This is a genomic window from Microvirga massiliensis, assembly GCF_001006805.1.
GTDB lineage: Bacteria > Pseudomonadota > Alphaproteobacteria > Rhizobiales > Beijerinckiaceae > Microvirga > Microvirga massiliensis.
In genome coordinates this window covers 454,543-475,464 of the sequence record NZ_LN811353.1, presented here as the reverse complement: position 1 = coordinate 475,464, position 20,922 = coordinate 454,543, and the positions used below count along the sequence as shown (strand labels likewise).

The 20,922-nt window shown below is 65.5% G+C and carries 21 protein-coding genes; 11 read left to right on the top strand and 10 right to left on the bottom strand.

Annotated elements, in window-relative coordinates:
- Positions 1–102: 102 nt before the first annotated feature.
- On the bottom strand, positions 103–873 hold the full coding sequence (locus BN1233_RS14760) for an SDR family NAD(P)-dependent oxidoreductase (RefSeq protein WP_046864311.1): 771 nt from the start codon (positions 871–873) through the stop codon (positions 103–105).
- 9 nt (positions 874–882) lie between these two features.
- The gene (locus BN1233_RS14755; protein ID WP_046864310.1) at positions 883–1,380 is read right to left on the bottom strand and encodes a 2,4'-dihydroxyacetophenone dioxygenase family protein; all 498 of its coding nucleotides are present in this window, start codon (positions 1,378–1,380) and stop codon (positions 883–885) included.
- Between the two features lie 238 nt (positions 1,381–1,618).
- Here BN1233_RS14755 and BN1233_RS14750 point away from each other — a divergent pair, with 238 nt between their 5' ends.
- From BN1233_RS14750 to BN1233_RS14730, 5 genes are all read left to right on the top strand, one after another.
- Entirely contained in the window at positions 1,619–1,885 is a 267-nt protein-coding gene (locus BN1233_RS14750; protein ID WP_046864309.1) for a hypothetical protein, read from the top strand.
- Positions 1,886–1,939: 54 nt separating this feature from the next.
- Positions 1,940–2,527, top strand: a complete 588-nt coding sequence (locus tag BN1233_RS14745; protein ID WP_082145463.1) for a (2Fe-2S)-binding protein — start codon at positions 1,940–1,942, stop codon at positions 2,525–2,527.
- Positions 2,524–3,507, top strand: coding sequence for an FAD binding domain-containing protein (locus BN1233_RS14740; RefSeq protein WP_046864308.1), 984 nt, complete (start codon positions 2,524–2,526; stop codon positions 3,505–3,507). The genes BN1233_RS14745 and BN1233_RS14740 overlap by 4 nt, the downstream gene beginning before the upstream one ends.
- The gene (locus BN1233_RS14735; RefSeq protein ID WP_046864307.1) at positions 3,504–5,735 is read left to right on the top strand and encodes a xanthine dehydrogenase family protein molybdopterin-binding subunit; all 2,232 of its coding nucleotides are present in this window, start codon (positions 3,504–3,506) and stop codon (positions 5,733–5,735) included. Before BN1233_RS14740 ends, BN1233_RS14735 begins: the two co-directional genes overlap by 4 nt.
- A gap of 147 nt (positions 5,736–5,882) precedes the next feature.
- Complete coding sequence (locus BN1233_RS14730) at positions 5,883–6,962, top strand: tartrate dehydrogenase (protein WP_046864306.1); 1,080 nt, start codon at positions 5,883–5,885, stop codon at positions 6,960–6,962.
- Between the two features lie 208 nt (positions 6,963–7,170).
- Here the strand turns inward: BN1233_RS14730 and BN1233_RS14725 are convergent, their stop codons facing one another.
- Entirely contained in the window at positions 7,171–7,839 is a 669-nt protein-coding gene (locus BN1233_RS14725) for a hypothetical protein (RefSeq protein WP_046864305.1), read from the bottom strand.
- Positions 7,840–8,055: 216 nt separating this feature from the next.
- Here BN1233_RS14725 and BN1233_RS14720 point away from each other — a divergent pair, with 216 nt between their 5' ends.
- Positions 8,056–8,706: a hypothetical protein gene (locus BN1233_RS14720; RefSeq protein ID WP_046864304.1), complete on the top strand. Its 651-nt coding sequence runs from the start codon at positions 8,056–8,058 to the stop codon at positions 8,704–8,706.
- A gap of 132 nt (positions 8,707–8,838) precedes the next feature.
- Entirely contained in the window at positions 8,839–10,365 is a 1,527-nt protein-coding gene (locus tag BN1233_RS14715) for a Do family serine endopeptidase (protein ID WP_046864303.1), read from the top strand.
- Positions 10,366–10,438: 73 nt separating this feature from the next.
- Here the strand turns inward: BN1233_RS14715 and BN1233_RS14710 are convergent, their stop codons facing one another.
- From BN1233_RS14710 to BN1233_RS14700, 3 genes are all read right to left on the bottom strand, one after another.
- Positions 10,439–11,446 (bottom strand): metallophosphoesterase family protein, encoded by a 1,008-nt coding sequence (locus BN1233_RS14710; RefSeq protein WP_046864302.1) that lies wholly within the window; start codon positions 11,444–11,446, stop codon positions 10,439–10,441.
- Between the two features lie 214 nt (positions 11,447–11,660).
- Positions 11,661–13,490 carry an AAA family ATPase gene (locus BN1233_RS14705; RefSeq protein WP_046864301.1) on the bottom strand — a complete coding sequence of 610 codons (1,830 nt, stop codon included), beginning with the start codon at positions 13,488–13,490 and terminating at the stop codon, positions 11,661–11,663.
- Positions 13,487–13,789 (bottom strand): hypothetical protein, encoded by a 303-nt coding sequence (locus tag BN1233_RS14700; protein WP_046864300.1) that lies wholly within the window; start codon positions 13,787–13,789, stop codon positions 13,487–13,489. The genes BN1233_RS14705 and BN1233_RS14700 overlap by 4 nt, the downstream gene beginning before the upstream one ends.
- Before the next feature lie 271 nt (positions 13,790–14,060).
- On the opposite strand from BN1233_RS14700, the gene BN1233_RS42920 reads away from it, so the two are divergent.
- Both BN1233_RS42920 and BN1233_RS14690 read left to right on the top strand, forming a co-directional pair.
- On the top strand, positions 14,061–14,762 hold the full coding sequence (locus BN1233_RS42920) for a hypothetical protein (protein WP_052763801.1): 702 nt from the start codon (positions 14,061–14,063) through the stop codon (positions 14,760–14,762).
- A 70-nt stretch (positions 14,763–14,832) separates the two neighbouring features.
- Positions 14,833–15,108 carry a hypothetical protein gene (locus tag BN1233_RS14690; protein ID WP_046864299.1) on the top strand — a complete coding sequence of 92 codons (276 nt, stop codon included), beginning with the start codon at positions 14,833–14,835 and terminating at the stop codon, positions 15,106–15,108.
- 19 nt (positions 15,109–15,127) lie between these two features.
- Here the strand turns inward: BN1233_RS14690 and BN1233_RS14685 are convergent, their stop codons facing one another.
- From BN1233_RS14685 to BN1233_RS14675, 3 genes are all read right to left on the bottom strand, one after another.
- Complete coding sequence (locus tag BN1233_RS14685) at positions 15,128–15,856, bottom strand: DsbA family oxidoreductase (protein ID WP_046864298.1); 729 nt, start codon at positions 15,854–15,856, stop codon at positions 15,128–15,130.
- A gap of 59 nt (positions 15,857–15,915) precedes the next feature.
- Complete coding sequence (locus BN1233_RS14680; protein WP_074078301.1) at positions 15,916–17,088, bottom strand: YihY/virulence factor BrkB family protein; 1,173 nt, start codon at positions 17,086–17,088, stop codon at positions 15,916–15,918.
- 296 nt (positions 17,089–17,384) lie between these two features.
- A complete protein-coding gene (locus tag BN1233_RS14675; protein ID WP_082145462.1) occupies positions 17,385–18,317 on the bottom strand; it encodes an SIR2 family NAD-dependent protein deacylase in 933 nt (310 codons plus the stop codon).
- Positions 18,318–18,468: 151 nt separating this feature from the next.
- Between BN1233_RS14675 and BN1233_RS14670 the strand changes: the two genes are divergently transcribed.
- The gene (locus BN1233_RS14670; RefSeq protein WP_046864296.1) at positions 18,469–19,074 is read left to right on the top strand and encodes an NUDIX domain-containing protein; all 606 of its coding nucleotides are present in this window, start codon (positions 18,469–18,471) and stop codon (positions 19,072–19,074) included.
- A 33-nt stretch (positions 19,075–19,107) separates the two neighbouring features.
- Complete coding sequence (locus BN1233_RS14665) at positions 19,108–19,743, top strand: thermonuclease family protein (protein ID WP_046864295.1); 636 nt, start codon at positions 19,108–19,110, stop codon at positions 19,741–19,743.
- A 74-nt stretch (positions 19,744–19,817) separates the two neighbouring features.
- Here the strand turns inward: BN1233_RS14665 and BN1233_RS14660 are convergent, their stop codons facing one another.
- A complete protein-coding gene (locus BN1233_RS14660; RefSeq protein WP_048709200.1) occupies positions 19,818–20,894 on the bottom strand; it encodes a DUF2865 domain-containing protein in 1,077 nt (358 codons plus the stop codon).
- Between the last annotated feature and the right edge of the window lie 28 nt (positions 20,895–20,922).

Genomic DNA, 20,922 nt, shown 5'->3' with positions numbered 1-20,922 from the left:
CCCCTTTCGGCGCGGCCTTCCCATTAAGGGAGAGGTGATGTGGGCGCCGCCGCGTCCGAGTGAGGGGGAAATGTTGCGATTACCAAATAAATCTCTCGACCATTACGTAACCGCATAACCTCCATCGATCGTGAGAATCGTTCCGGTCACGAATGACGCGAGCGGCGAGCAGAGGTAGAGCACGCCGCCCACAAGATCCTCGGGCTTTCCCCAACGGCCGAGCGGCGTGCGCGCGAGGATGGCCCGGCTGCGCTGCTCATCCCCTCGCAAGGCTGCGGTGAGCGGCGTCGTGATCCAGCCGGGGGCGATCGCATTCACGCGAATGCCGTCGGGCGCATAAGCGATGGCCAGGGACTTCGTGAGCTGGGCGATGCCTCCCTTGCTGGCGGCGTATCCCGGCACGAGCCCGCCGCCGAAGAAGGAGAGCATCGATGCGAGATTGACGATCGCGCCTCCGGAAGAGGCGAGCAGCGGCCGCGCCGTCGCGCACAATCGCATGCTACCATTGAGATTCACGTCGACGACGGCCTCGAACACTGCGGGATCCAGCTCTTCCCCACGACGAATGACGCCGGCGCAATTCACCAGAACGTCGAGGCGACCGAGGCCGCCGACGAGTTCCCGGATGGCCTCCTCGTCACGGACGTCGAGCATGACGCATCGCGCTCTCGCGAGCACGGGATCGCGACCTGCTGCCTCGACTTCAGCGCCCGACACACCGGTTGCGATCACGTTCGCATCCGCCTCGACGAATCCCCGCGCGATCGCCGCGCCGATCCCGGAGGTCCCTCCCGTCACGAAGACCGTGTGGCCGGAGAACCAGCGGGCAGCCCATTCTCCGGAAAGATGCTCCGCCTGATCGATATCCGACATGCGCGCGTCCTATCGCACGAACTGATCGACGTAGTCGGCGCCGAGCCCGACCTCGACATAGTGCCGGCGGCACATATCGATCTTCGTGAAGACGTCCTCGTATCCGACATGCCGGTTGTCATCGTCGAGATAGACCATGCAGCCGCTGATGTTGAAGAATGTGATCATCTCCGGACAGTCGTCCGGCACCACGAGCGTATGGATCTCTCCGGGCGGCTCGAAGACATAGGAGCCTTCCGTCGCGACCCAGTCGTGCTCGCGGTAGAACCATTGTCCCCGGATGACGAAGCCGTGCACGGGGCTTGGATGCAGATGTCGGGACAGGACGCCGGCCCGCCGGACCCTGAGCAGATTGCACCATTGCCCTTGCAGCGTGTTCAGCATCAACGGCCTGAACCAGACATTCGGGGCTTGCGGGACCCAGACACGCTCGTCCTCGGGGATGGCGGTCACCGCGATTTCCGTAGGGGCCAGGATGTGGGTCGAGCCCTTCATGTTCTGATACATGATCGATCTCCGCTCAGAATCATGTTGTCTCTGACGCCTTCCTTCGCCGCGATCAAGCCTCGCTCCGATCCGTGTCGTCCCGGCAGGCTTGCTCCGTTTCTCCCGCTACGCTGGAACGGCGACGGCCATCCCTCGTTCTCCGTGCGATGCGCGTCGCCCACGATTCCCCTGCTGCACGGAACATCCGGTCCCCGTGAGGCTTAGGGCCTCATCACAGCCGATTCCGCCGGAGATCGCCATGGCCGATACACCCGCTCCTCCAAGCCCGCAGCCGCAACCGCCCGATCCTGGGCCGACCCCGAGTCCACAGCCGCAGCAGCCCAATCCCGGGCCGACGCCGGCCCAGCCTCCCGCTCCGCCGGAAGTGCCGGGCACCGGCGAACCCGTCGGCGTCCCGCCGACCGCACCGATCCCGACGACTCCCGGGGTCGACGAACCGCCCAACCTTCCCGGCAATCCTCCCGTGGAGATCCCGGTCACCCCACGCGAGATGGCGCCGTTCTGAACCATCCGCACAGGAAGGGCCGCATCAGGGGCCTTTGTCATCAGGAGCAGCCGCATGCTGGAGGTCGACCAGGATCGAGCGAGGTCCGAAACCGCGGAGCCGCAGCGCGCGTTCGAGATTTCGCTCAGGATCAATGACGTGGAGTATCGGCTGGTGGCCGATGCCAGGACGACGCTCCTCGACGCCCTGCGCGATCGCCTGCATATGACGGGCACTAAGAAGGGCTGCGGGCTCGGCCAATGCGGAGCCTGCACGGTTCTGGTCGATGGACGCCGTATCGTATCCTGCCTGACCCTCGCCGTGATGAGCGAGGGGAAAGCCATCACGACGATCGAAGGGCTGAGCCAGGATGGCCATCTACATCCCGTGCAGCAGGCCTTCATCGATCACGACGGGTTCCAGTGCGGATATTGCACGCCGGGACAGATCATGTCTGCGATCGGGATGATCGCAGAGGGCCGAACGCGCAGCGCGGACGAGATCCGCGAGAACATGAGCGGCAATATCTGCCGGTGCGGCGCGTATACGAACATCGTCGATGCCATCCAGGATGCGATCTCCCGCGGAATCGACCCGCCCGAGGCGATGACCGAAGCCGTTCAGGCGATCCGCGCCGATGCCGGCCCGGGAGGTGAGCGATGACTCCTTTCGCATATGTCCGCACGAGCGATCCCAACTCGGCCATCGGCCGAGTCGCTCAGAGGACAGGCGCCGCCTTCATCGCCGGCGGAACCGACCTGTTGCAACTTCTCCAGGAGGGTGTGGAAGCGGCAACCGAACTCGTCGATATCAACGGGATCGGATTCGATGACGTTTCCGAGACCGTGGATGGCGTCCGGATCGGCGCGATGGCGCGCCTGGCCGATGTCGCCGACGATCCTCTGATCCGTGAGCGCTATCCGGTCGTCTCGGAGGCGCTCTCGGAAACGGCATCGCCCCAGGTCAGGAACATGGCGACGATCGGCGGCAATCTCCTGCAGCGAACGCGGTGCCTGTACTTTCGCGACATAGTGACTCCCTGCAACAAGCGCGAGCCGGGAACGGGATGCCCGGCGCAAGACGGCCAGAACCGCATCAACGCCATCCTCGGCGGCAGCGATCATTGCATTGCCGCCTATCCCGGCGATCTCGCTGTTGCCCTCGTTGCGGTCGATGCTGAGGTGATGGTGGCGGGTCCGACCGGCGAGCGCACGATCCGGATGGAAGAGCTGCATCGGCTTCCGGGCGAAACGCCCGACATCGAGACGGTCCTCACGCCGGGAGATCTCATCACGGCGATCTGGATTCCCCTCTCCGCGGCCGGGCGGAGGTCGGGTTACCTCAAGGTCCGCGATCGTGCGTCCTTCGAGTGGGCGCTTGCATCGGCAGCCGTCTCTCTCGGTCTCGATGGCGATCACATCCTCGAGGCCCGCATCGTCGTCGGCGGCGTTGCAACGAAGCCATGGCGGCTCCGCCATGTGGAAGACATGCTGGTGGACAAGAGACTCGATCGCGAGCTGGCGCGCTCAGCCGGAACGCTTGCTGCCGAGGGCGCTGCGCCGCGCGCCGGCAATGCCTTCAAGGTCCCGCTGCTGTGCAAGACCGTCGAGCGCGCTCTCGTTCGGGTGGGAGGGCTCGTATGAACGTGGAACTGAAAGTCATTGGCCAGCCGGTCAACCGCGTCGACGGCCCCCGGAAGGTGGCCGGCGAGGCCTGCTATGCCGCCGAGTTCGATTTGCCGAATCTCCTCTATGCAGCGCTCGTGCTGTCGCCCCTCCCAGCGGGCACCATCGTTGCGATCGATGCGGAGGCGGCGCAACAGGCGCCCGGCGTCCATGCCATCATCAGCCACGAGAATGCGCCGCGCCTGCCTTACGAACCTTTTGGAAAACGGCCGCAGGTCGATGCGCAATCGGGCGATCAGCTACAGGTTTTCCAGGATCGGAAAATTCACTTCAGCGGCCAGCCGGTTGCCGTCGTGATCGCGGAAACGATCGAAGAGGCAGCCTGTGCCGCGGATCTCGTAAAGGTCACCTACGAGATCTCGGAAGGCGAGACCACGTTCGATCCGTCCCGCGCCCGGGAGCCGAGCCGCGGCAACGAAAAGTCCGGACGGCGCGGCGAGACCGAAACCGGAGATGCAGACCGAGCCCTGGCCGAGGCTCCGGTCACGATCGACGCGATTTACGTCCAGCCCCGCGAACACCACAATGCGATCGAGCCGCATGCCACGATCGCCTCCTGGGACGGAGACCGTCTCACGCTCTATGACAAGACGCAGTGGCCGGACAACGATCGCGACGAGATCGCCCATATCTTCGGGATCGCCAAGGAGCAGATCCGCGTGGTGTCGCCGTTCGTCGGCGGGGCGTTCGGCTCGGCGCTGCGGACCTGGCCGCATGTCACCGTTGCGGCGCTCGCGGCGCAGGTCATGCAACGCCCGGTCCGCGTCGAGCTGACTCGCCGCCAGCTCTACACGTCGATCGGCTTCCGGCCGCATACGGAGCAGCGCGTTGCACTCGGTGCGCAATCCGACGGGACACTGACGGCGATCATCCAGGAGGCCACGGGACAGACCTCGACCTATGAGGAATATGCCGAGTCGACGCTCGATCCGGCACAAAACACCTATGCCTGCCCGAACATTGGCACGCGCTACCGGCTCGTCGAGATGAACACGAACTCCCCGTGCCCGATGCGCGCGCCGGGCGTCGCGACGGGCATGCTGGCTCTCGAAACCGCCATGGACGAGTTGGCGGTTGCTCTGCGCATGGATCCGATCGCGCTTCGCCTGAAGAACCATGCCGAGAAGGACCAGCACAAGGATCTGCCCTGGTCCAGCAAGGAATTGCGGGAATGCTACCGCGTCGGCGCCGAGCGCTTCGGGTGGGAAGGGAGGTCTCTGGAGCCGCGCTCGATGCACCGGAACGGACTGCTGATCGGCTACGGGATGGCGACTGCCGTCTACCCGGCGCATCGCGCGAAAGCCTCCGCGGAAGCGACTCTTCTCGCGGACGGTACCGCGATCATCCGCACGGCCGCCTCCGACATGGGACCCGGCACCTATACCTCCATGACGCAGGTCGCCGCGGAAGTGCTCAACCTCCCCGTCGAGAAGGTACGGTTCGAGCTCGGCGATACGGACATGCCCTTCGCGCCGGTCCATGGCGGCTCGATCACGATGGCGAGCGTCGGAACCGCGGTCCAGGCCGCATGCCAAGCACTTCTTGATGACCTGTCCGCCGTCATTCGCTCGGCGCAGGGCGGCCTCTTCGCGGAACTCGCGTCGTCGGACTTCCTCTGGCGCGACGGCGGCGTGGCACGCCGGGACGGCGGCGAGGTCATCCCGTATGCGAAGCTTCTGCACGACCTGCAGCTCGACCGGATCACGGTCAAAGGGAACGCGGCGCCCGGCGAAGAGATCAAGACGCATTCGAGCTCGGCCTTCGGCGCAGTCTTCGCCGAGGTGCATGTCGATCCCGATTTCGGCACGGTTCGCGTGCCGCGACTCGTCGGCGCCTACGATATCGGGCGAGTGATCAATCCGAAGACGGCGCGCAGCCAGTGCATCGGCGGCATGGTCGGCGGGATCGGCATGGCGCTTCTCGAGCAGACGGAATGGGACGAGCGCTTCGGACGGCCGATGAACGGCAACCTCGCCGAGTATCTCGTCCCGGTCTGCGCGGATGTGGGCGAGCTGGACGTCACCTTCGTGCCGGGCGACGACACGATCTTCAATCCGCTCGGGGCCAAGGGCGTCGCGGAGCTCGGGATCTCCGGCGTGGCCGCGGCCATCGGCAATGCCGTCCACCACGCGACGGGGATCCGCGTCCGCGAGTTTCCGATCCTGCCCGATCGGCTGATCGCCTGAGGCCCGTCCCTCTGCGATGCCCCTTGCATCGCGGGCCGATTTGCGGCTTGTCGCCCTTGGCCGGAAGCACCACCGGCCGCACGGGCTCGGCGCTGCCCCGCAAGTTCGTGCCCGACCCATGGAACGCATCGAACGAGGATCCAGAGCGTGCCCGAGAGCAACAGAGCCTATCGCATCGCAGTCATTCCCGGAGACGGGATCGGCAAGGAGGTCATTCCCGAAGGAGTCCGAGCCCTCGAGCAGGCCGCGAAACGGCATGGTTTCTCGCTGCAGCTCGATTGGTTCGACTTTTCTTCTTACGACTACTACGAGAAGCACGGCCGCATGCTCCCGGAGGACTGGAAGGAGCAGATCGGATCGCATGATGCGATCTTCTTCGGCGCGGTCGGCTGGCCCGCCAAGATTGCCGACCACACGTCGCTTTGGGGCTCGCTCCTCCAGTTCCGGCGGGAATTCGATCAATACGTGAACCTGCGTCCCGTTCGGCTCATGCCCGGCGTCCCAGGGCCGCTCGCGAACCGCAAGCCCGGCGATATCGATTTCTGGGTCGTTCGCGAGAACACGGAAGGCGAATATTCATCGATCGGCGGCCGCATGTTCCCAGGGACCGACCGGGAATTCGTGGTGCAGGAAACGGTCATGACCCGTTTCGGCGTCGACCGGGTACTGAAATTCGCCTTCGAGCTCGCCGCAAAGCGGCCGAAGAAGCACCTCACGTCCGCGACGAAGTCGAACGGCATCGCGATTACGATGCCGTATTGGGACGAGCGCGTCGACGCGATGGCCAAAAATTATCCGGAGATCCGCACGGATCGATATCATATCGACATTCTGACCGCGAATTTCGTGCTGCATCCGGACTGGTTCGACGTGGTCGTGGCCTCGAACCTGTTCGGCGACATCCTCTCGGATCTTGGACCCGCCTGCACGGGCACGATCGGTATCGCCCCGTCCGGAAACATCAATCCCGACCGGACCTTCCCGTCCCTGTTCGAGCCCGTGCACGGATCGGCCCCGGACATCGCCGGTCAGGGAATCGCCAATCCCATCGGTCAGATCTGGTCGGGCGCCATGATGCTCGAGCATCTCGGCGAGGCCGAAGCCGCACAAGAGATCGTCGGCGCCATCGAGCGCGTGCTCGCCGAGCGCACCCTGCGCACCCGCGACCTCGGCGGCAACGCAGATACAGCGGCTTGCGGAAAGGCCGTTGCGGAGGCGATCGGGTAATCCGGCTGACGCAGCGTTTCCCCCTCTCCCGCCAGGGGCAAAGTGAAGAGGGCGGCGTGCGCGCATCACATTTGGGTTCGTTCTGCCAAATTGGGGCGACCTCTCCCACAAGGGGCGAAGCGTCCGTGTGAGGGTGGCGCCGCCGCTGCAAGCAAAGTCCAGCACTGCGCTCGCCGAAGGAGCGCAGTGCTCAACACCCACCTGCCCCTCACGCCGCCTTGCGCGCGGGCCAGCCGAGTTCCACGAGTCTCGCCTTGGCGAAATCGCGGATCTCGTCGCGGATACCTTCCGGCAGCGTGCCGAGGCGCTTCTGCGTATCGGCGTGCAGCATTAGGTCGGTGACTGCATTGATGCTGGTCGCGTCCGTGATCTTCTGCTTGAGGTCTTCCTCTACGGGCATCTGGCCGGCGTCGTTGCGCTTGCGTGAAGACGCTTTCTCGGGATGAACTTTCTCGGCGTGGGCCTCGTCCGAACCATTCGGGCGCGCCTCCTTGAACTCGTCGGCCTCCTCTTCGGAATAGACGTAGCCGTGGAGCTCGATCAGCTTGAGGATGACCCTGTCCTTGGCGCGCTTTTCGGCCATCGCATAGACATAGGCCGCCTGCTTGCCGGAGACCCGGTAATTGACGCCGACCAGAGCTTCCCCGATCGACCACTCGGTGCGTTCGCCCATCCGGCCCGTCACGAGGATCACCGCCTCGTCGCGCTCGGCACGCACGATGGTCGGCTGATCGAAGACGATCCTCGCCTGGGCCGCAATCCGCTCGAGGGCCTTGTGATAGATCACGGGCGTTCCCTGCACCCGCCAGACATTCCCTGCCATCGGCTCGCCGAACTTGGCGAGCACCTCCTCGATCCTGCGATCCGTCGCGTTCATCTTGGTTTCCATTGATGATTTTGTTCTTGTTTTGTTCTACAGGAATCGACGCCCGAGTCCAGGTTTTTCGAAGCACTGGCATATGCTTAGCAGTTCTGACGGCAGCTCGAACGCTCTCTCGGCGGAGCCTCGAAGCGAGCCGCGTTTGACGTGCGGGGCGTTGTTCTCTATTCGTTCTATTGACCCATGAGCTTCAACGGGAACGATCAATCGTCCATGACAGCCGCGCTTTCCGGTGATCGAGCGATGCGAACGGCCCAACGGCGCGGCGCCGCACGCCGGGCCGGGCGCGATCGCCAGACACCCGTCACGCGCAGCACGCTGGTCGCCGACTTCCTCGCCCTCTGCGAACTGGATCCCGCCGTCGATGCGCTGCGGGCCTGCCAGGAGCCGGCCGGCTTTCTCGTGGGCGGCGAGGTCATTGAGCATGTTCCGGATTTCGAGGTTACACGCGACGGAGTCGCGACCCTCGTCGACATCGTGCCGGAAACGGACCTTGCGCGGCACCCGCTCCGCAGCACGCTCGTAGAAGGCGCACTGTCCCTGGACGGCCATGCTTTCTCGATCGAAACGGCAGCGACGATCCGCGCCGAGCCACGCTTCACGACTGTCCGCCTGATCTCGGCCTGCCGGCGGACGCCGGTTTCTGCCGGTGACCGCGTCCGGATCCTGCATCAGCTCGACGAATGCGGCACCATGCGCCTCGTGGATTGCGCCAGCGCTGCCTTCAACACCTCGGATGGGGTGGCTGCGGTTCTCGCTCTTGCCTGCGAGGGGTTGATCGTCGTCGATATCTCACGCCCAATCCTCCCCGAGACGCCTGTCAAACGGCGCAAGCTGCCCTACCAGGACCCGTTCGGGTTCTGAGATGCGAGCGCTCGCCGGGGCTTCCAGGTTTCATTACCGAACGTTCATGGACCGGTAACAGCGGCTACAGCCGGCCGGTGCCATATACGAAGCCGACGCTTTCACGCTCGAAATCCCAGTGGAGCAGAAACGATGATGGCAGACAAAGACACCCGTTTCCATCGGGTCACATGGAAGCATTCGATCCTCGGCGCCGTGGCGCTTGGGGCAGTTGCAGTCACGGGCGTGCTCGGCCCATCGGCTCATGAAGCCGCGCTTGCGCAGGCGGGCCCAGTCACAGCCGCACCTCAGGCCGCGCAGGCCATTCCCTCCTTCGCCGACGTGGTCGACCGGGTGAAGCCCGCGGTCGTCTCGGTCCAGGTCAGATCCAAGGCCGAGAACGCTCAGGTGAGCAGCTTCGGGAACGCTCTCCCTGATATTCCCGGCTTCAACCTGCCGGATGATCATCCCTTCCAGGAATTCTTCCGCCGCTTCCGCGGTGGCGACGACAATTCTCCGCGACGTCAGCAGCCGACGCCACGGCGTAGCGTGGCTCAGGGCTCTGGCTTCTTCATCTCGGCGGACGGTTATCTCGTCACGAACAACCATGTCGTCGAGAACGGCAACGAGATCGAGATCCTGATGGATGACGGCCGCACGCTCGATGCCAAGATCGTCGGGACCGATCCCAAGACCGACCTCGCCCTTCTGAAGGTCACCGAGGGTGGTCCCTTCCCCTATGCCGAGCTCGCGGCCGGCCTGCCGCGCGTCGGAGATTGGGTGCTCGCGGTTGGCAATCCGTTCGGCCTCGGCGGCACCGTGACGGCCGGTATCGTCTCGGCGCGCTCGCGCGACATCGGAGCGGGCCCGTATGACGACTTCATCCAGGTCGATGCGCCGATCAACCGCGGCAATTCGGGCGGCCCGACCTTCAATCTCAAGGGTCAGGTCGTCGGCGTGAACACCGCGATCGCCTCGCCCTCCGGCGGCAATGTCGGCATCGCCTTCGCGATCCCCTCCGAGACCGTGAAGTCCGTCGTGACCGAGTTGAAGGAGAAGGGACGGGTCGAGCGGGGCTATCTCGGCGCGCAGATCCAGCCCGTCACCAAGGACATCGCGGCTGGCGTCGGGCTCGACAAGGCGGGAGGCGCCATCGTGGCCGGCTTGGCGGATGACGGACCGGCGGCCGGCGCCGGATTGAAGACCGGCGACGTCGTCCTCTCGGTCAACGGGAGCTCCGTGAAGGACGCTCGGGATCTGTCTCGTCAGATCGCCGCTTTGGAGCCTGGCTCGAAGGTGTCGCTGCAACTCTGGCGCGACGGCGCCCGGAAAGACCTGACGGTCACGCTGGGCTCTCTTCCCAACCAGCCGTCGCAGGTCGCCGCGACAGGCGAAGACAGCGCCACGAGCGTCGGCAAGCTCGGCCTGACGCTGGCTCCCGCGACAGGCGATGCAAAAGGCGTGAGCATCGTCAGCGTCGAGCCGGGGAGCCCGGCCGACGGAAAGGGCTTCCGCAAGGGCGACGTGATCGCCGAGGTGGCGGGCAAGTCCGTGGAGACCCCAGCCGATGTGCGCCGAGCCATCGAGCAAAGCCGCGAGAGCGGCAAGAAGGCGGTTCTGTTCCGGGTCGAGTCGGAGAACCGTTCGCGCTTTATCGCGCTGGAGCTCCCTGCCGCGTAACGGGCCAAAAGTCCCTGGCCTGTTTTACCGACAGGGCGGGCGCGATCTGCGGGAGGCAGATCGCGCCCGATCCTTACTCGCTCTTGGCGGCTACGTGCCGCTCGACGGCCTCTGCGAGAAGCGATCGGAGGATCGCGCGCGCGCCCTCGGATGTGCCCTCTTGCAGAAAGCGCGCCTCGATCTCTTCCTTGATCACGGATCCATCGGCGCTTCGCACCATGTCGGTGGCAGCCTCGGCGCGCAGAAGGGACACGAAGGCGGATTCGATTTCCCCCGCCACGGCCTTGCCCGAAGCGGGATCGACGATCCTCCCTGTCAGGTCGAAGACATCCTCGACGAAGGGCAGTTCGTGCGGGACCAGGGTCGCGTCCGCTCCGAGAATCCAGGCCGCCGGCCGCTGATCGACGCAATCGACATTCCGCCGGGTGATGTTACCCGGATTGGCCCAGAGAGTGGCGCCCGCGCGGATGGAAGGCTGTGGCTTGTGGAGATGGCCATTGACGACGAGATCGCAGCCCTCGATCGCGAAGGGCGGAACGGCCCCCGGATAAGCGCCCGCGAAAGCGATGTCATGGTGCGTGAACCAGATCCGGCGGCGCGCCGTGGCGCCGAAACCGTCGAGCCGATCCGGAATCGTTTGTCCGAACGGCGTCATGCCGATCGCGATCTCCTCGCCGCCAAGGCTGATCGTCGCCACGGACCCTGAGCGCGGCACGACATCGACCACGTCGCAGAGACCGAACAGCGCGAGGCTGTCGGCATCGCTCAAGGTCGCGTGCGTGATGTCGTGATTGCCGACATTGACGATCGGCCGGGACGCGAAGCTCCGGAGAATGCGGACGAGTCGCGCCTTGAGGCTTTCGTCCCGCTCGATGGGCCGGTCGAATAGATCGCCGAGGATTACCGTCGCGAGGCCCTGCTCGCGTGAGAGGGCTGCGAGATGTTCGAGCTTGCGCAGAACGGGATGTGGCCAGTCGGGATCCTTGCGACGTCCGGGACGGCGCGAGCCGACATGCGGATCGCCGATGACGAGCACTCCGCGGCAGTCGATGATGTCCGTTCGAGGGTCCTGGAGGATCATGCCGCACGGCCTTTCACGTGGCGGCGCTTCAACACTCGCGAGTTCTGAGAGCGCGGTGTTTCCCCCCTCACCCGCGCACTGCGTGCGCGACCTCTCCCTCCAGGGGAGAGGTGAAGCTCCGCCTCTCCCTCCAGGGAAGAGGTCGGCTGCGTTAGCAGCCGGGTGAGGGTGGCAGCGTGACGCTTGCAAGTACAATGCAACACTACGCCGGAAATCATGCCGCCTTCTCCTCGTGATCATGGCCGCGGCTATCCACGAGATCGGCGGCGGTCACGTGCGAGCCGCAGGTCGGGCAGAGGCCGCCTTGGGCGGTGATGACAGCGTCGATGGCCGCCAGGGAGGGCTGCACTTCCTGCCGAAGGTTCTGCACGCGCTGCCTGGCGCCCGCGACGGCGCTCGACAAGGTTGCGAGACGGGACGAGGCTCGCGCGGCGGAGGAGGCGTCCTCGAGCAGGGGCGCGCTTGCCGGAAGCCCTGCAAGAATCGCCCGACGCGCCCGCAGGCGAGCGGCATCGCGGTGCACCGAGCACACGCGCTCTGCAATCCGGGCGAGATCCTGGCTGCGTTGCGCGCCGGAGCGAATGCCGTCCAGTTCATCCGAGGGCGGGAGACGCTCGAGTGCATGCCGACGATCGCGGATTCGCGCCAGGCCGGAAGCGACCTTTCCGAGACGCGCGACATGGATATTCAGTCGTTGCAGGCTGATCTCCTCCATCCTAATATCGGATGCAAGTTCCCGTGCCTCGGCAAGCCGCGCCGCGATGTCACCGAGCCCTTCCAGCGGCTTCAAGTCTTCGGAAATTTCTCCGAGTTCCCGCTCCCCGGTGCGCACGAGCGCGGCATCACGGGCGCAGCGTTCGCGGTGTATCTGGAGCATGTCGCGGATATAGGCGGCCTCCTGGCCGATCGAGAGCACCGCGCTCCGCCGAGAGGCCGGCTCGCCGAGTAGGAAGACCGGGAATTTCTGATGCGCCACATGGACGTCGAGACCTTCGACGCGGGTGATGCGCGACAGAGACTCGACCCAGCCCGGCACGGCGCGGCCTCCGGTCTCGTGGCGGAGGCCATTCTCCTCGACGACCGAACCATCAGCCTCGTGCAGCGACCAGAGATTGACCGGGTTGCGGCGCGGCTGGCGCGAGAACCGCAGAACGCGCCCGCCCGCCAGGCCGATCTCGATCGTCGCGCTCTTCTCGCCGGCCCGGACAAGGCTGTCTCGCGCCTCGCCGTAGAAGACGGCCCGCAAGGCCCGGATCAGGGTGGACTTGCCGCGGTTGTTCGGCCCGATCAGCGCATTCACGCCGGGGCTCAGCTTCAGCGTGGCGTCCCGATATGCCTGGACGTTCTGCAGGCGGATGTAACGCAGGCCCGGCAGCGCATCGTCCCAGACGGGATCCGGCGATGCACACGAGATCGTCACGCCCGTCGCAGCATCGCCGACCACGGTCGAAATGCGGGTCGCGGCCCCGAAGGCGAGCGGATCGTGGTGGGAGACCGCGAGGCACTGCACGCCGAGCCGTGCGGCGCCGTCCTCAAGCACGCCGTAGAAGGCCGGGACACGATCCGGAGCAATCCAGCAATCCGCTTCGTCGAGAGCGAGAAAGCGGCCGACATCCGCCTTCACGACGGCGATCAATCGGAGCGCCATGCCGACCACGTTCGTCAGCGCTCCGCCATTGTCCTCGAGCACGTCTTCGAGCGAGCCGTCGGGACGCCGCGCACAGACATCGAGGGTGGCGAGGCCGCGCTCCGTGGAGAGTTCGAGCGCGACGGGCTTCTCGCCCGGCAGCACTTCCTGCACGAGCGCGGAAAGCAGCGCTTCGAGCCGGCCGAGATTGCGGCGGCTCGTCTCCTGATGGACGGCCTCGATGAAGGTCTCGACCTCGTCCTTCAGGGTCAGGCGCCCCTTGGCGAGTTCGATGGCTGCCGTGAGATCGCGTCTGCGCCGGAGGAGTTCGTCCCGGCGCATCTCCGCGCGGCCGAGAGCCGCCGTGGCGCGGGCGAGCACTGTCTCCAGGTGGTGTCCGGCCGCGAGATCGTTCATGCGCTCTCCCGAGAGAGCGATGCGAGCTCGGCCTCAATGCTGGCGATCACCGCCTCGAACTCCTGCACACGGGCCGCATTACGGGCTTCCGCTTCTGCGACCAGCCCGGCCAGCGCAGCCTCGTCGTCGGTCCCGAATTCACCCCGCGCCTCGGCCTTGGCGACTGCCAGCTCCTGCTCGAGGCGTTCCGCCTCGCCTTCGGCGCGAATCTGCTCGGTGCGCAGACGGTCGTAGGCTGCGCGTAGCTCTTCGAGTCGCCGAACGGCCTCGCTTCCCGAACGTGTCGACTTGCTCGCCATGTTACTCCCCGCCCCTTGCGCCCGACTCGAACAGTCAAGCTTAGAAGAATCGCTGTCGTGCACCCCTGTTAGACGCAAGCACATCCTCTCGACAACAGGCAGGCCCATCACCACATCAGGCCAGCCACAGCAGCACTGCAGACGAACATTGAGCGGCTTCGATTGACAGTTTATGGCGTCCGTTTATGTTCTCTATATGTTCTCATCGCTGAGTCGGTGCTGCCGATCCATGCGGCGAGTTGAGGCGCAGGCCGGAGGCGGAGGCGCAAGGATGGACGGATCGATCGGAAGCAGCCTGTTCGAGAACGAGGACTGGCGCGTCACGGCTGCCGGGCTGGAACACAAGAGCACGGGCTACTGGATCCCAAGAGACGAATTTGCGTTCCGCCGGGCAGACGGCGCCTGGCTCTGGCCCGCCCAGCTCTCCGAGAAGAGTTGGTGCAACGCCGAGACCGCGATCGAGGCCCTGCAATGCGCGGCCCTGTTCTACGGCGAAGCCGATGTCGAGGTGCAGCAAGCGTGGCCCGTGAAGACGAGTCATGCGGCGAGCACCGGGGAGCCGGCGGATTTCGCACCGCTCGGCCTGTGGACTTCTCCCTGGCTGGACGGCCGTCCCGTCGAGATCGGGGCTCATGATCCGGATGCCTTTGCGCGGGCGGCAATCCGGACGATCTGCCGAGCCGGCGTATCGCCGCGGGTCGGGGACCGGATCTTCGATTCCTGCGTCCAGTTGCTCCGTCAGGGCATGACGGTCCGGATGGCGTTCCGGAATCCCGGAAAGGCTGATGCCATCGACCGGATCTGGGCGGAACGCCATGCCCTGCACCGGGCCTATGTACAGGCGAGCGATCCGGAAGCCGTGCTTCGGCGCATGCCGGGAATCGGGCCGAGCCTGGCACGCCGTCTCGCCGAGATGCTCGGCGGGGAATCCACGGACCCGGACGGGCGGGAGGTCGCCGCTGTCGCGGCCTGAGCGGCTGTGACGCAGCACTGATTTTCACCGGGCCTGCAGCCCGGTCGATAGCGAGTCGTGAGGATGAGAGATGACCCAGGAGCGTCCGAGTGATGTCGGCTTCTGCGTGGTGGACAGCAACGCAGATCTGATTGCCGAAACAATGATCCGCCGTCTGCGCGAGACGGCCATTGCAATGGAACGGGATGTGAATCGCCTGCATCGGGGCAGGCGGAGCTTCACGCTCAACGAGCTCGCGCAGATCGATCTCGAGCGGACCATCCGCCGGCTGTCGTACATGGTCGAAACCTTGCGCGGCGTGCAGGAGGCCCAGCGGCAAACGGCCTATCTCGAGGCCGCGGAATAGGACACCGCCAGGGTTCCGGTCAGGATGCCGGAACCTCCGCGATCTTCGAGAAGGCCTGCATGAGCACCTCGGCGGGTTGTGCGCCTGAGATCGCATAGGCCTCGTTCACGGCGAAGAAGGGCACACTTGTGATGCCGAGGCGTGATGCCTCGGCCTCGAAAGCCCGCACCTCCCTGTGTCTCACTTCGGCATCGATGGCATGAAGTGCTGCAGTGCGCTCCATGCCTGCGGCTGACGCGAGATCAGTGAGCACCATTGGATCCATGCCTGCGGCTGACGCGAGATCAGTGAGCACCATTGGATCCATGCCTGCGGCTGACGCGAGATCAGTGAGCACCATTGGATCTCCGAGATCCAGCCCTTCCTCGAAATAGCCCCGGAAGAGAGCCGTCACGACGGCATCGCCCAGTCCAGTCTCCATCGCTACAGCGATCAAGGCATGGGCCCGGCGCGTATTGGGCGTGCGCGTCTGGCGCTCGAACGCGAATTCGATCCCCTCTTCGAGCCCGAGCGCCGTCATCCGTTGGTCGAGCGCTGTGCTCCGTTCCGCCCCGAACTTCGCAGCCCTGTAAGCCTGTCTTTCCATGCCCTCGACCGGCATGTCGGGATTGAGCTCGAACGGCAGCCAGGAGACGGGTGTCTCGGAGCGGAGGCCGAGCCCGTCGAGGGCTCGCTCAAGACGCCGTTTGCCAAGATAACACCAGGGGCAGATGACGTCCGATACGACCGAGATGGAGAGGGCTCCCATGTTATGACTCCTGAGAAAGGGACGAGTGGAAGAGCCGGCTCGTTTATCGGCCGAGGAGACTACGTCTTCGCCGCTCCCACCGTATCAGCCATCGTCGCTCCGCGCTGTCCCATTGGCTTGCTCGGCCCTTCGGTGCTGTCCTTCTTGGTCTGATGCTCCGTCTCGGCGTTGATCTCCGCCCCGAGCAGGATGATCGTCGTCGAAAGCCAGATCCAGGTCATGAAACCGATGGCCGCACCGAGCGAACCGTAGGTCTCGTTGTAGCTGCCGAAATTCGCGACATACCAGGAGAAGAGCATCGAGAAGATGAGCCATCCCACAGCGGCGAAAAGGCTTCCAGGCGTGATCCAGCGCCATTCGGCCCGATCCCGGCTCGGGCCGAAGCGATAAAGGACCGCAAGCCCGAAGATCACGACAGCAAGGAGGAGCGGCCAGCGCGCGATCCTGATGATCCATTCGAGAGCCGAGCCAAGGCCGATGAACTTGAGGACGATGGGCACCACGGCGATCGCAACGAGCGCCAGGATCAGGAACACGATCGTTCCGAGCGTGAACAGCAGAGATTGCAGGTTGAGCTTGAAGAAACCCCGTTTCTCCTCCTCGTCGTAGACGATGTTGAGGGCATCGAAGATCGCCTTCACGCCGGCATTCGCGGTCCAGAGCGATAGCGCCAGACCAATAATGAAGCCGAGGCCCAATCCCCCGCCTCCCTTCTCCGAAATTCGGGTGATCTGGTCTCCGATGATCTGGACGGCGCCGCCCGGCAGGATGCTCGAGAGGCTCTGGAGATGGCTCTGCACTTCCTGCGGATCCGCGAACAACCCATACAGCGAAATGAGAGCCGCGATCGCCGGGAAGATCGCGAGGAGCCCGTAAAAGGTCACGCCGGCGGCAACCGCCAGCAGGCGATCATTCCCCATCTCCTCGTAGACACGCCACAGGATATCCTTCCAGCCGCGCGCCGGGATCTGCGTCGGCCCGCTCGCTTCGCGACCTCGCCCAGCATCGCCGGCGCCGGAGGTATCCTGCCGGTCACTTCGCCGGCCTTGCGTGCGAGCGCTCGGCCCTCGGCCTCGCGGATACGACGCATCGGCCTCGCGAGCTCTCTCGGCTTCAGTGCTGCGCCCGCGGTAGCCGAGCGCCAGGAGCATCGCGGCGAAGGTCAGGATCCACAACCGTGACGGCTGTCCCCGATGCGACGGCGTTGCGGTGGAGGACGCAGAATGGGACATGGGACTCGCTCGCGTTGCGGATCGTCAGCCAGGCTCGATCCGTCAACGGCGACGCTCTGTTCGCGTTCCAGACTGATGAAGGCGAGCATTGTGCTGTTCTTGCGAGATGCTTTGCTTGCGAGGTTGGCGCTGCCCCCCTCACCCGCCGCCCTTCGGGCGTTGACCTCTCCCGCCAGGGGAGAAACGAGGCGGCGTGGCCTGCAAATCACCTCTCCCCTGGCGGGAGAGGTCGGACGCGAAGCGTCCGGTGAGGGCGGAAACACTGCGCTCTCCAAACATCGCGCAACCAAACGCAATCACGACGAACGGGATCGCGCCGAAGCAGTACCTGGTCTGTGCACGCGTGTCGGTGCGCGGCGGTTACCGCTTCTGGTCTTCGATTTCAGATCCTTCGCGGCTACCTCGCGCGGGCGTTCGGGCTCGTCCCGTACCGCTGCGAGCAGCTTTTCGAGGAAGCGTTCCAGCGCATGCTCGGGCGCCACATCCGGCTCTGTGACGACGCGGATTCCCCACTGCGCCAAAACAGCTTCTTCGATCGGGTCGTCGCGCAGCATGAAGACGTAGGACGGCGGCCGGTCCCGCTCGTAGCCCGACGCGTTCCAGGTCTTCCAGAGGCGGTGCAGCAGGAAGCGGATGTTCATGTCGGACAGCGAATAGCCGACGAACAGGATCGTCTTGCCGAGTGCATCGGAGCGGAACTTGATGTCCAGGGGAGACTCGAACGAGAGACGGTCCAGATAATCCGTCTCGGCCAGCACGATCGATTGGTCGTCCTCAAAATCTCCGTGATACTTCACAATTTGCGTGACGCCGTTGCGGATGAGGGCGACATCCTTGGCATTCACGATCTTCACGTAATCGCGCCCGTACAGATCGAAGGCCGCTTCGAGATTGCGGTCGAAATTCGTGGTGTAGATGATCGGGAATTCGAGTTCGCAGATCAGCGCGTGAACGCGGGACTTGCGCATTTCGTCGTCGCGGATGGACCAGTTCCTGTCCATCCAGCTCCGCAGCGGACCGATGCTGCCCTGTCGCAATCGATAATATTCGACGAGGGTCAGATAGCTCAGGTCGGGGCTCTGCGCGATCTTGCGATCGAGGCCGAGCTCGGCAGCGATGTGCTCGACGAGCGTGCTCCAGGACGGCAGGCCGATCGTCATCGACACGCCGGCCCCGGCAAACAGGATGGCGCGGTGATCGCGCACTGCGCTGACGAGATCCTCCAGCATGCAACTCTCCACATCGGTGCAGAGCCAACGCCGAAATCCTCCGGAGGCTCCGTCGGGCAGGGACGTCGGCCGGGAAGCAGGTGCCCCACGTCGTCAGAGCCGATCGGCGCATCCGGTTGCCTGATGCCGCGACGCAGGCCAAAATCGGTGCATGCTCGAAAACGAACGCCCCACCTCCGAGGCGAGGCCTCGAATCACACAGGTCGATACTCTCCACAGCGGCTTTCTGCGCCTTCTGAAGCTCACGATCGCACAGCCGGACACTTCCGGATTCGTGCGTGAGGTCGAGGATCACGGGGACGCGGTCGCGGTGCTCCCTTACGATCCCGCGAGCCGGCAAGCGCTGCTTGCCCGCCAGTTCCGGGCGCCGGCGCTGCACGCGGCGGGCCTCGCCGATCTACTCGAGGCTCCGGCAGGAATGCTCGACGAGGATGACGCCGAGGCCTGCGCGCGGCGTGAGGCCATGGAGGAGATCGGACTCCGCCTCGGCCCGCTCGAACGGGTCGGCACCTTCTTCTCGTCGCCCGGCGTCTCGACGGAGCGCCACCACCTCTTTCTGGCGCCGTTCAGCCAAGCCGACCGCGTCGGTGAAGGCGGTGGCCTCGCCGAAGAGAGCGAGGAGATCACCATCGTCCCGGTCGACCTCGCGGAGCTCGCCGCATCGGCCGATGCCGGCGAACTCGTCGACCTGAAGACTTTCACGCTCGTGCAGGCATTGCGCCTGAGACACCCGGATCTGTTTTCCGCCGAGGCGTGACGGGCCATGGCTCGCAGGTGGAGAGGGCCGCGCATGACGCGGACAGAGCGGCGGTTGCTCGCGGCTGGCCTTGTGATGGCGCTCGTCGCGGGTCTAGTGCTTTTATGGCCGCCCGAGAGCGATGTCGCTCCCCTACCGGCGCCTCCGCGGCCCGCTCCGGAACCAGCCCGGAAGGCAGAGGCGCTGCCCCTTTCGGACGCGCCAAAATACGCGGGCCGTGCCGATACCTCGCCTCCTCCGACGCCACTCGGGCAGGAGTTCGAGCTCGAGCCGCCGTACCGGATCCTGGACGGCCTCACACTCGCGGCTGGTCCCGTCACGGTCACTCTCGACGGGCTCGAAGGCCCAGAGGCGTCAGCGGCCTGCCGAGCCCCCGACAGGGCCTTGTGGGCCTGTGGCCTCCAGGCCAGAGCGGCCCTGAACAACGCCACACGGCAGCGCCGCCTCACATGCCGTGGATCCTCGATATCCGGTGACGTGGTCCGGGGGACCTGCCATGCCGAGGGAGAAGACCTGGCGAGCCTGCTGGTGCGCGAAGGCTGGGCGCGCCCAATCTCCGCGAGTCAAGGCCTGCAGCCCGAACTCGCTGAAGCCCGCGAGAACCATCGTGGCCTCTGGAATGGGGACTGGGCGATTGCGGAAGTCAGCCCGCCGGGCCGCGCCCCCTGAAGGCGCCCCCCCCCGCGGGGCCGGGGCTCGACGCCGGCCTCATGAACTGGCTCGGCGCAGACCGGCCATGAGGCTCACCGCGCGTTGGCTGGCACCGCGATAATCTCCGGCGCAATGATGCGCGGCCGGCGGGTCATCTTCGGCGCAATGATGCGCGGCCGGCGGGTCATCTTCGGATCGCTGTCGCTCGGCTGATCCGAGGCGCGGCCCGCCGCGGCCGCAGGGATGAGGCGCGCCCCTTCGCCTTCGCTTGCCTGCGGGCCAGCCTCACCCGGATCCACCTTCGTTGCGATGGTGCCGGTCGTCTCGACAGGATCAGCGACCGGCGGACGTCGGCTCATCTGGCTGGCGTCCTGCTGGCCCTTGATGCGCTCGACGGGAGCACGGGCCATCCGATCGGCGATCTCCGGAGTCACCAGGATATCGGAGCGCTTTCGGTCGATCATGGTTTCGGCCTTGCGCAACGCCTCGGCCCAGCTCTGGCCGGGTCTGCGGCACGTGCAGCTCTGGTCGAGTTCGCGCGTATAGCGGAGGGCGTTGCGGAGATCGCTGTAGGACCGGCCGCCATGCTCCGAGACCGCCTCCTCGATGCTGCCGTCGACCGGCGCCCGGAACAGCACCGTATCGGCGTTCGGGCAGAGGGCTCGACAGAGTTCCTCGGGACCGGCATCACCCTTCGGAACATTCCCGAGCGGAAAGAAGTAGCCGTCGCAGCTCCGCACGCAGACGAGGCGGGACCCGCCCACGGTGCGCCGCGCGGGCCGAGCCTCCTCGGGTCCGCAGGTCGCCGCGATGGCGCCCCTCAGTTGCCGGATGCGCGCCTCCACCTCCTCGGCGCCGCCCGGCATCTGATTTTGGAGATAGGCCGCACTCGCCTGCATCTGACGCACGCGCGAGGCGATCGCGTTGCATTCCGGCGGATCGGGGAAGAACAGCGTCCCGCGACCGCACCCGATCGTCTGGTAGTAACTGGCAAGCCGCGCGATTTCCTGGCGCTGCCGTTGCAAGGCCGATGCATAGGGACGGGCATTGCCGCCCGACCGCTCGAGTGAAGCGAGTTCTGCGCGATAGCGATCGCAGATGTCCTGGGCATCCGCAGGCGCAACCATGAACGGGAGGGCAGCGGCTGCGGCGACAAGCGCGAGCGACATCAGCTTCATCGAAGAGAAACCCGCCAAG

Coding starts and splice junctions, on each gene's coding strand:
- BN1233_RS14670 (WP_046864296.1), top strand. CDS start 18,469: ATGCTCGAAAACGAACGCCCCACCTCCGAGGCGAGGCCTCGAATCACA.
- BN1233_RS14735 (WP_046864307.1), top strand. CDS start 3,504: ATGAACGTGGAACTGAAAGTCATTGGCCAGCCGGTCAACCGCGTCGAC.
- BN1233_RS14690 (WP_046864299.1), top strand. CDS start 14,833: ATGACCCAGGAGCGTCCGAGTGATGTCGGCTTCTGCGTGGTGGACAGC.
- BN1233_RS14715 (WP_046864303.1), top strand. CDS start 8,839: ATGATGGCAGACAAAGACACCCGTTTCCATCGGGTCACATGGAAGCAT.
- BN1233_RS14660 (WP_048709200.1), bottom strand. CDS start 20,894: ATGTCGCTCGCGCTTGTCGCCGCAGCCGCTGCCCTCCCGTTCATGGTT.
- BN1233_RS14740 (WP_046864308.1), top strand. CDS start 2,524: ATGACTCCTTTCGCATATGTCCGCACGAGCGATCCCAACTCGGCCATC.
- BN1233_RS42920 (WP_052763801.1), top strand. CDS start 14,061: ATGGACGGATCGATCGGAAGCAGCCTGTTCGAGAACGAGGACTGGCGC.
- BN1233_RS14755 (WP_046864310.1), bottom strand. CDS start 1,380: ATGTATCAGAACATGAAGGGCTCGACCCACATCCTGGCCCCTACGGAA.
- BN1233_RS14685 (WP_046864298.1), bottom strand. CDS start 15,856: ATGGGAGCCCTCTCCATCTCGGTCGTATCGGACGTCATCTGCCCCTGG.
- BN1233_RS14680 (WP_074078301.1), bottom strand. CDS start 17,088: ATGTCCCATTCTGCGTCCTCCACCGCAACGCCGTCGCATCGGGGACAG.
- BN1233_RS14725 (WP_046864305.1), bottom strand. CDS start 7,839: ATGAACGCGACGGATCGCAGGATCGAGGAGGTGCTCGCCAAGTTCGGC.
- BN1233_RS14760 (WP_046864311.1), bottom strand. CDS start 873: ATGTCGGATATCGATCAGGCGGAGCATCTTTCCGGAGAATGGGCTGCC.
- BN1233_RS14720 (WP_046864304.1), top strand. CDS start 8,056: ATGACAGCCGCGCTTTCCGGTGATCGAGCGATGCGAACGGCCCAACGG.
- BN1233_RS14665 (WP_046864295.1), top strand. CDS start 19,108: ATGACGCGGACAGAGCGGCGGTTGCTCGCGGCTGGCCTTGTGATGGCG.
- BN1233_RS14745 (WP_082145463.1), top strand. CDS start 1,940: ATGCTGGAGGTCGACCAGGATCGAGCGAGGTCCGAAACCGCGGAGCCG.
- BN1233_RS14675 (WP_082145462.1), bottom strand. CDS start 18,317: ATGCTGGAGGATCTCGTCAGCGCAGTGCGCGATCACCGCGCCATCCTG.
- BN1233_RS14750 (WP_046864309.1), top strand. CDS start 1,619: ATGGCCGATACACCCGCTCCTCCAAGCCCGCAGCCGCAACCGCCCGAT.
- BN1233_RS14705 (WP_046864301.1), bottom strand. CDS start 13,490: ATGAACGATCTCGCGGCCGGACACCACCTGGAGACAGTGCTCGCCCGC.
- BN1233_RS14710 (WP_046864302.1), bottom strand. CDS start 11,446: ATGATCCTCCAGGACCCTCGAACGGACATCATCGACTGCCGCGGAGTG.
- BN1233_RS14700 (WP_046864300.1), bottom strand. CDS start 13,789: ATGGCGAGCAAGTCGACACGTTCGGGAAGCGAGGCCGTTCGGCGACTC.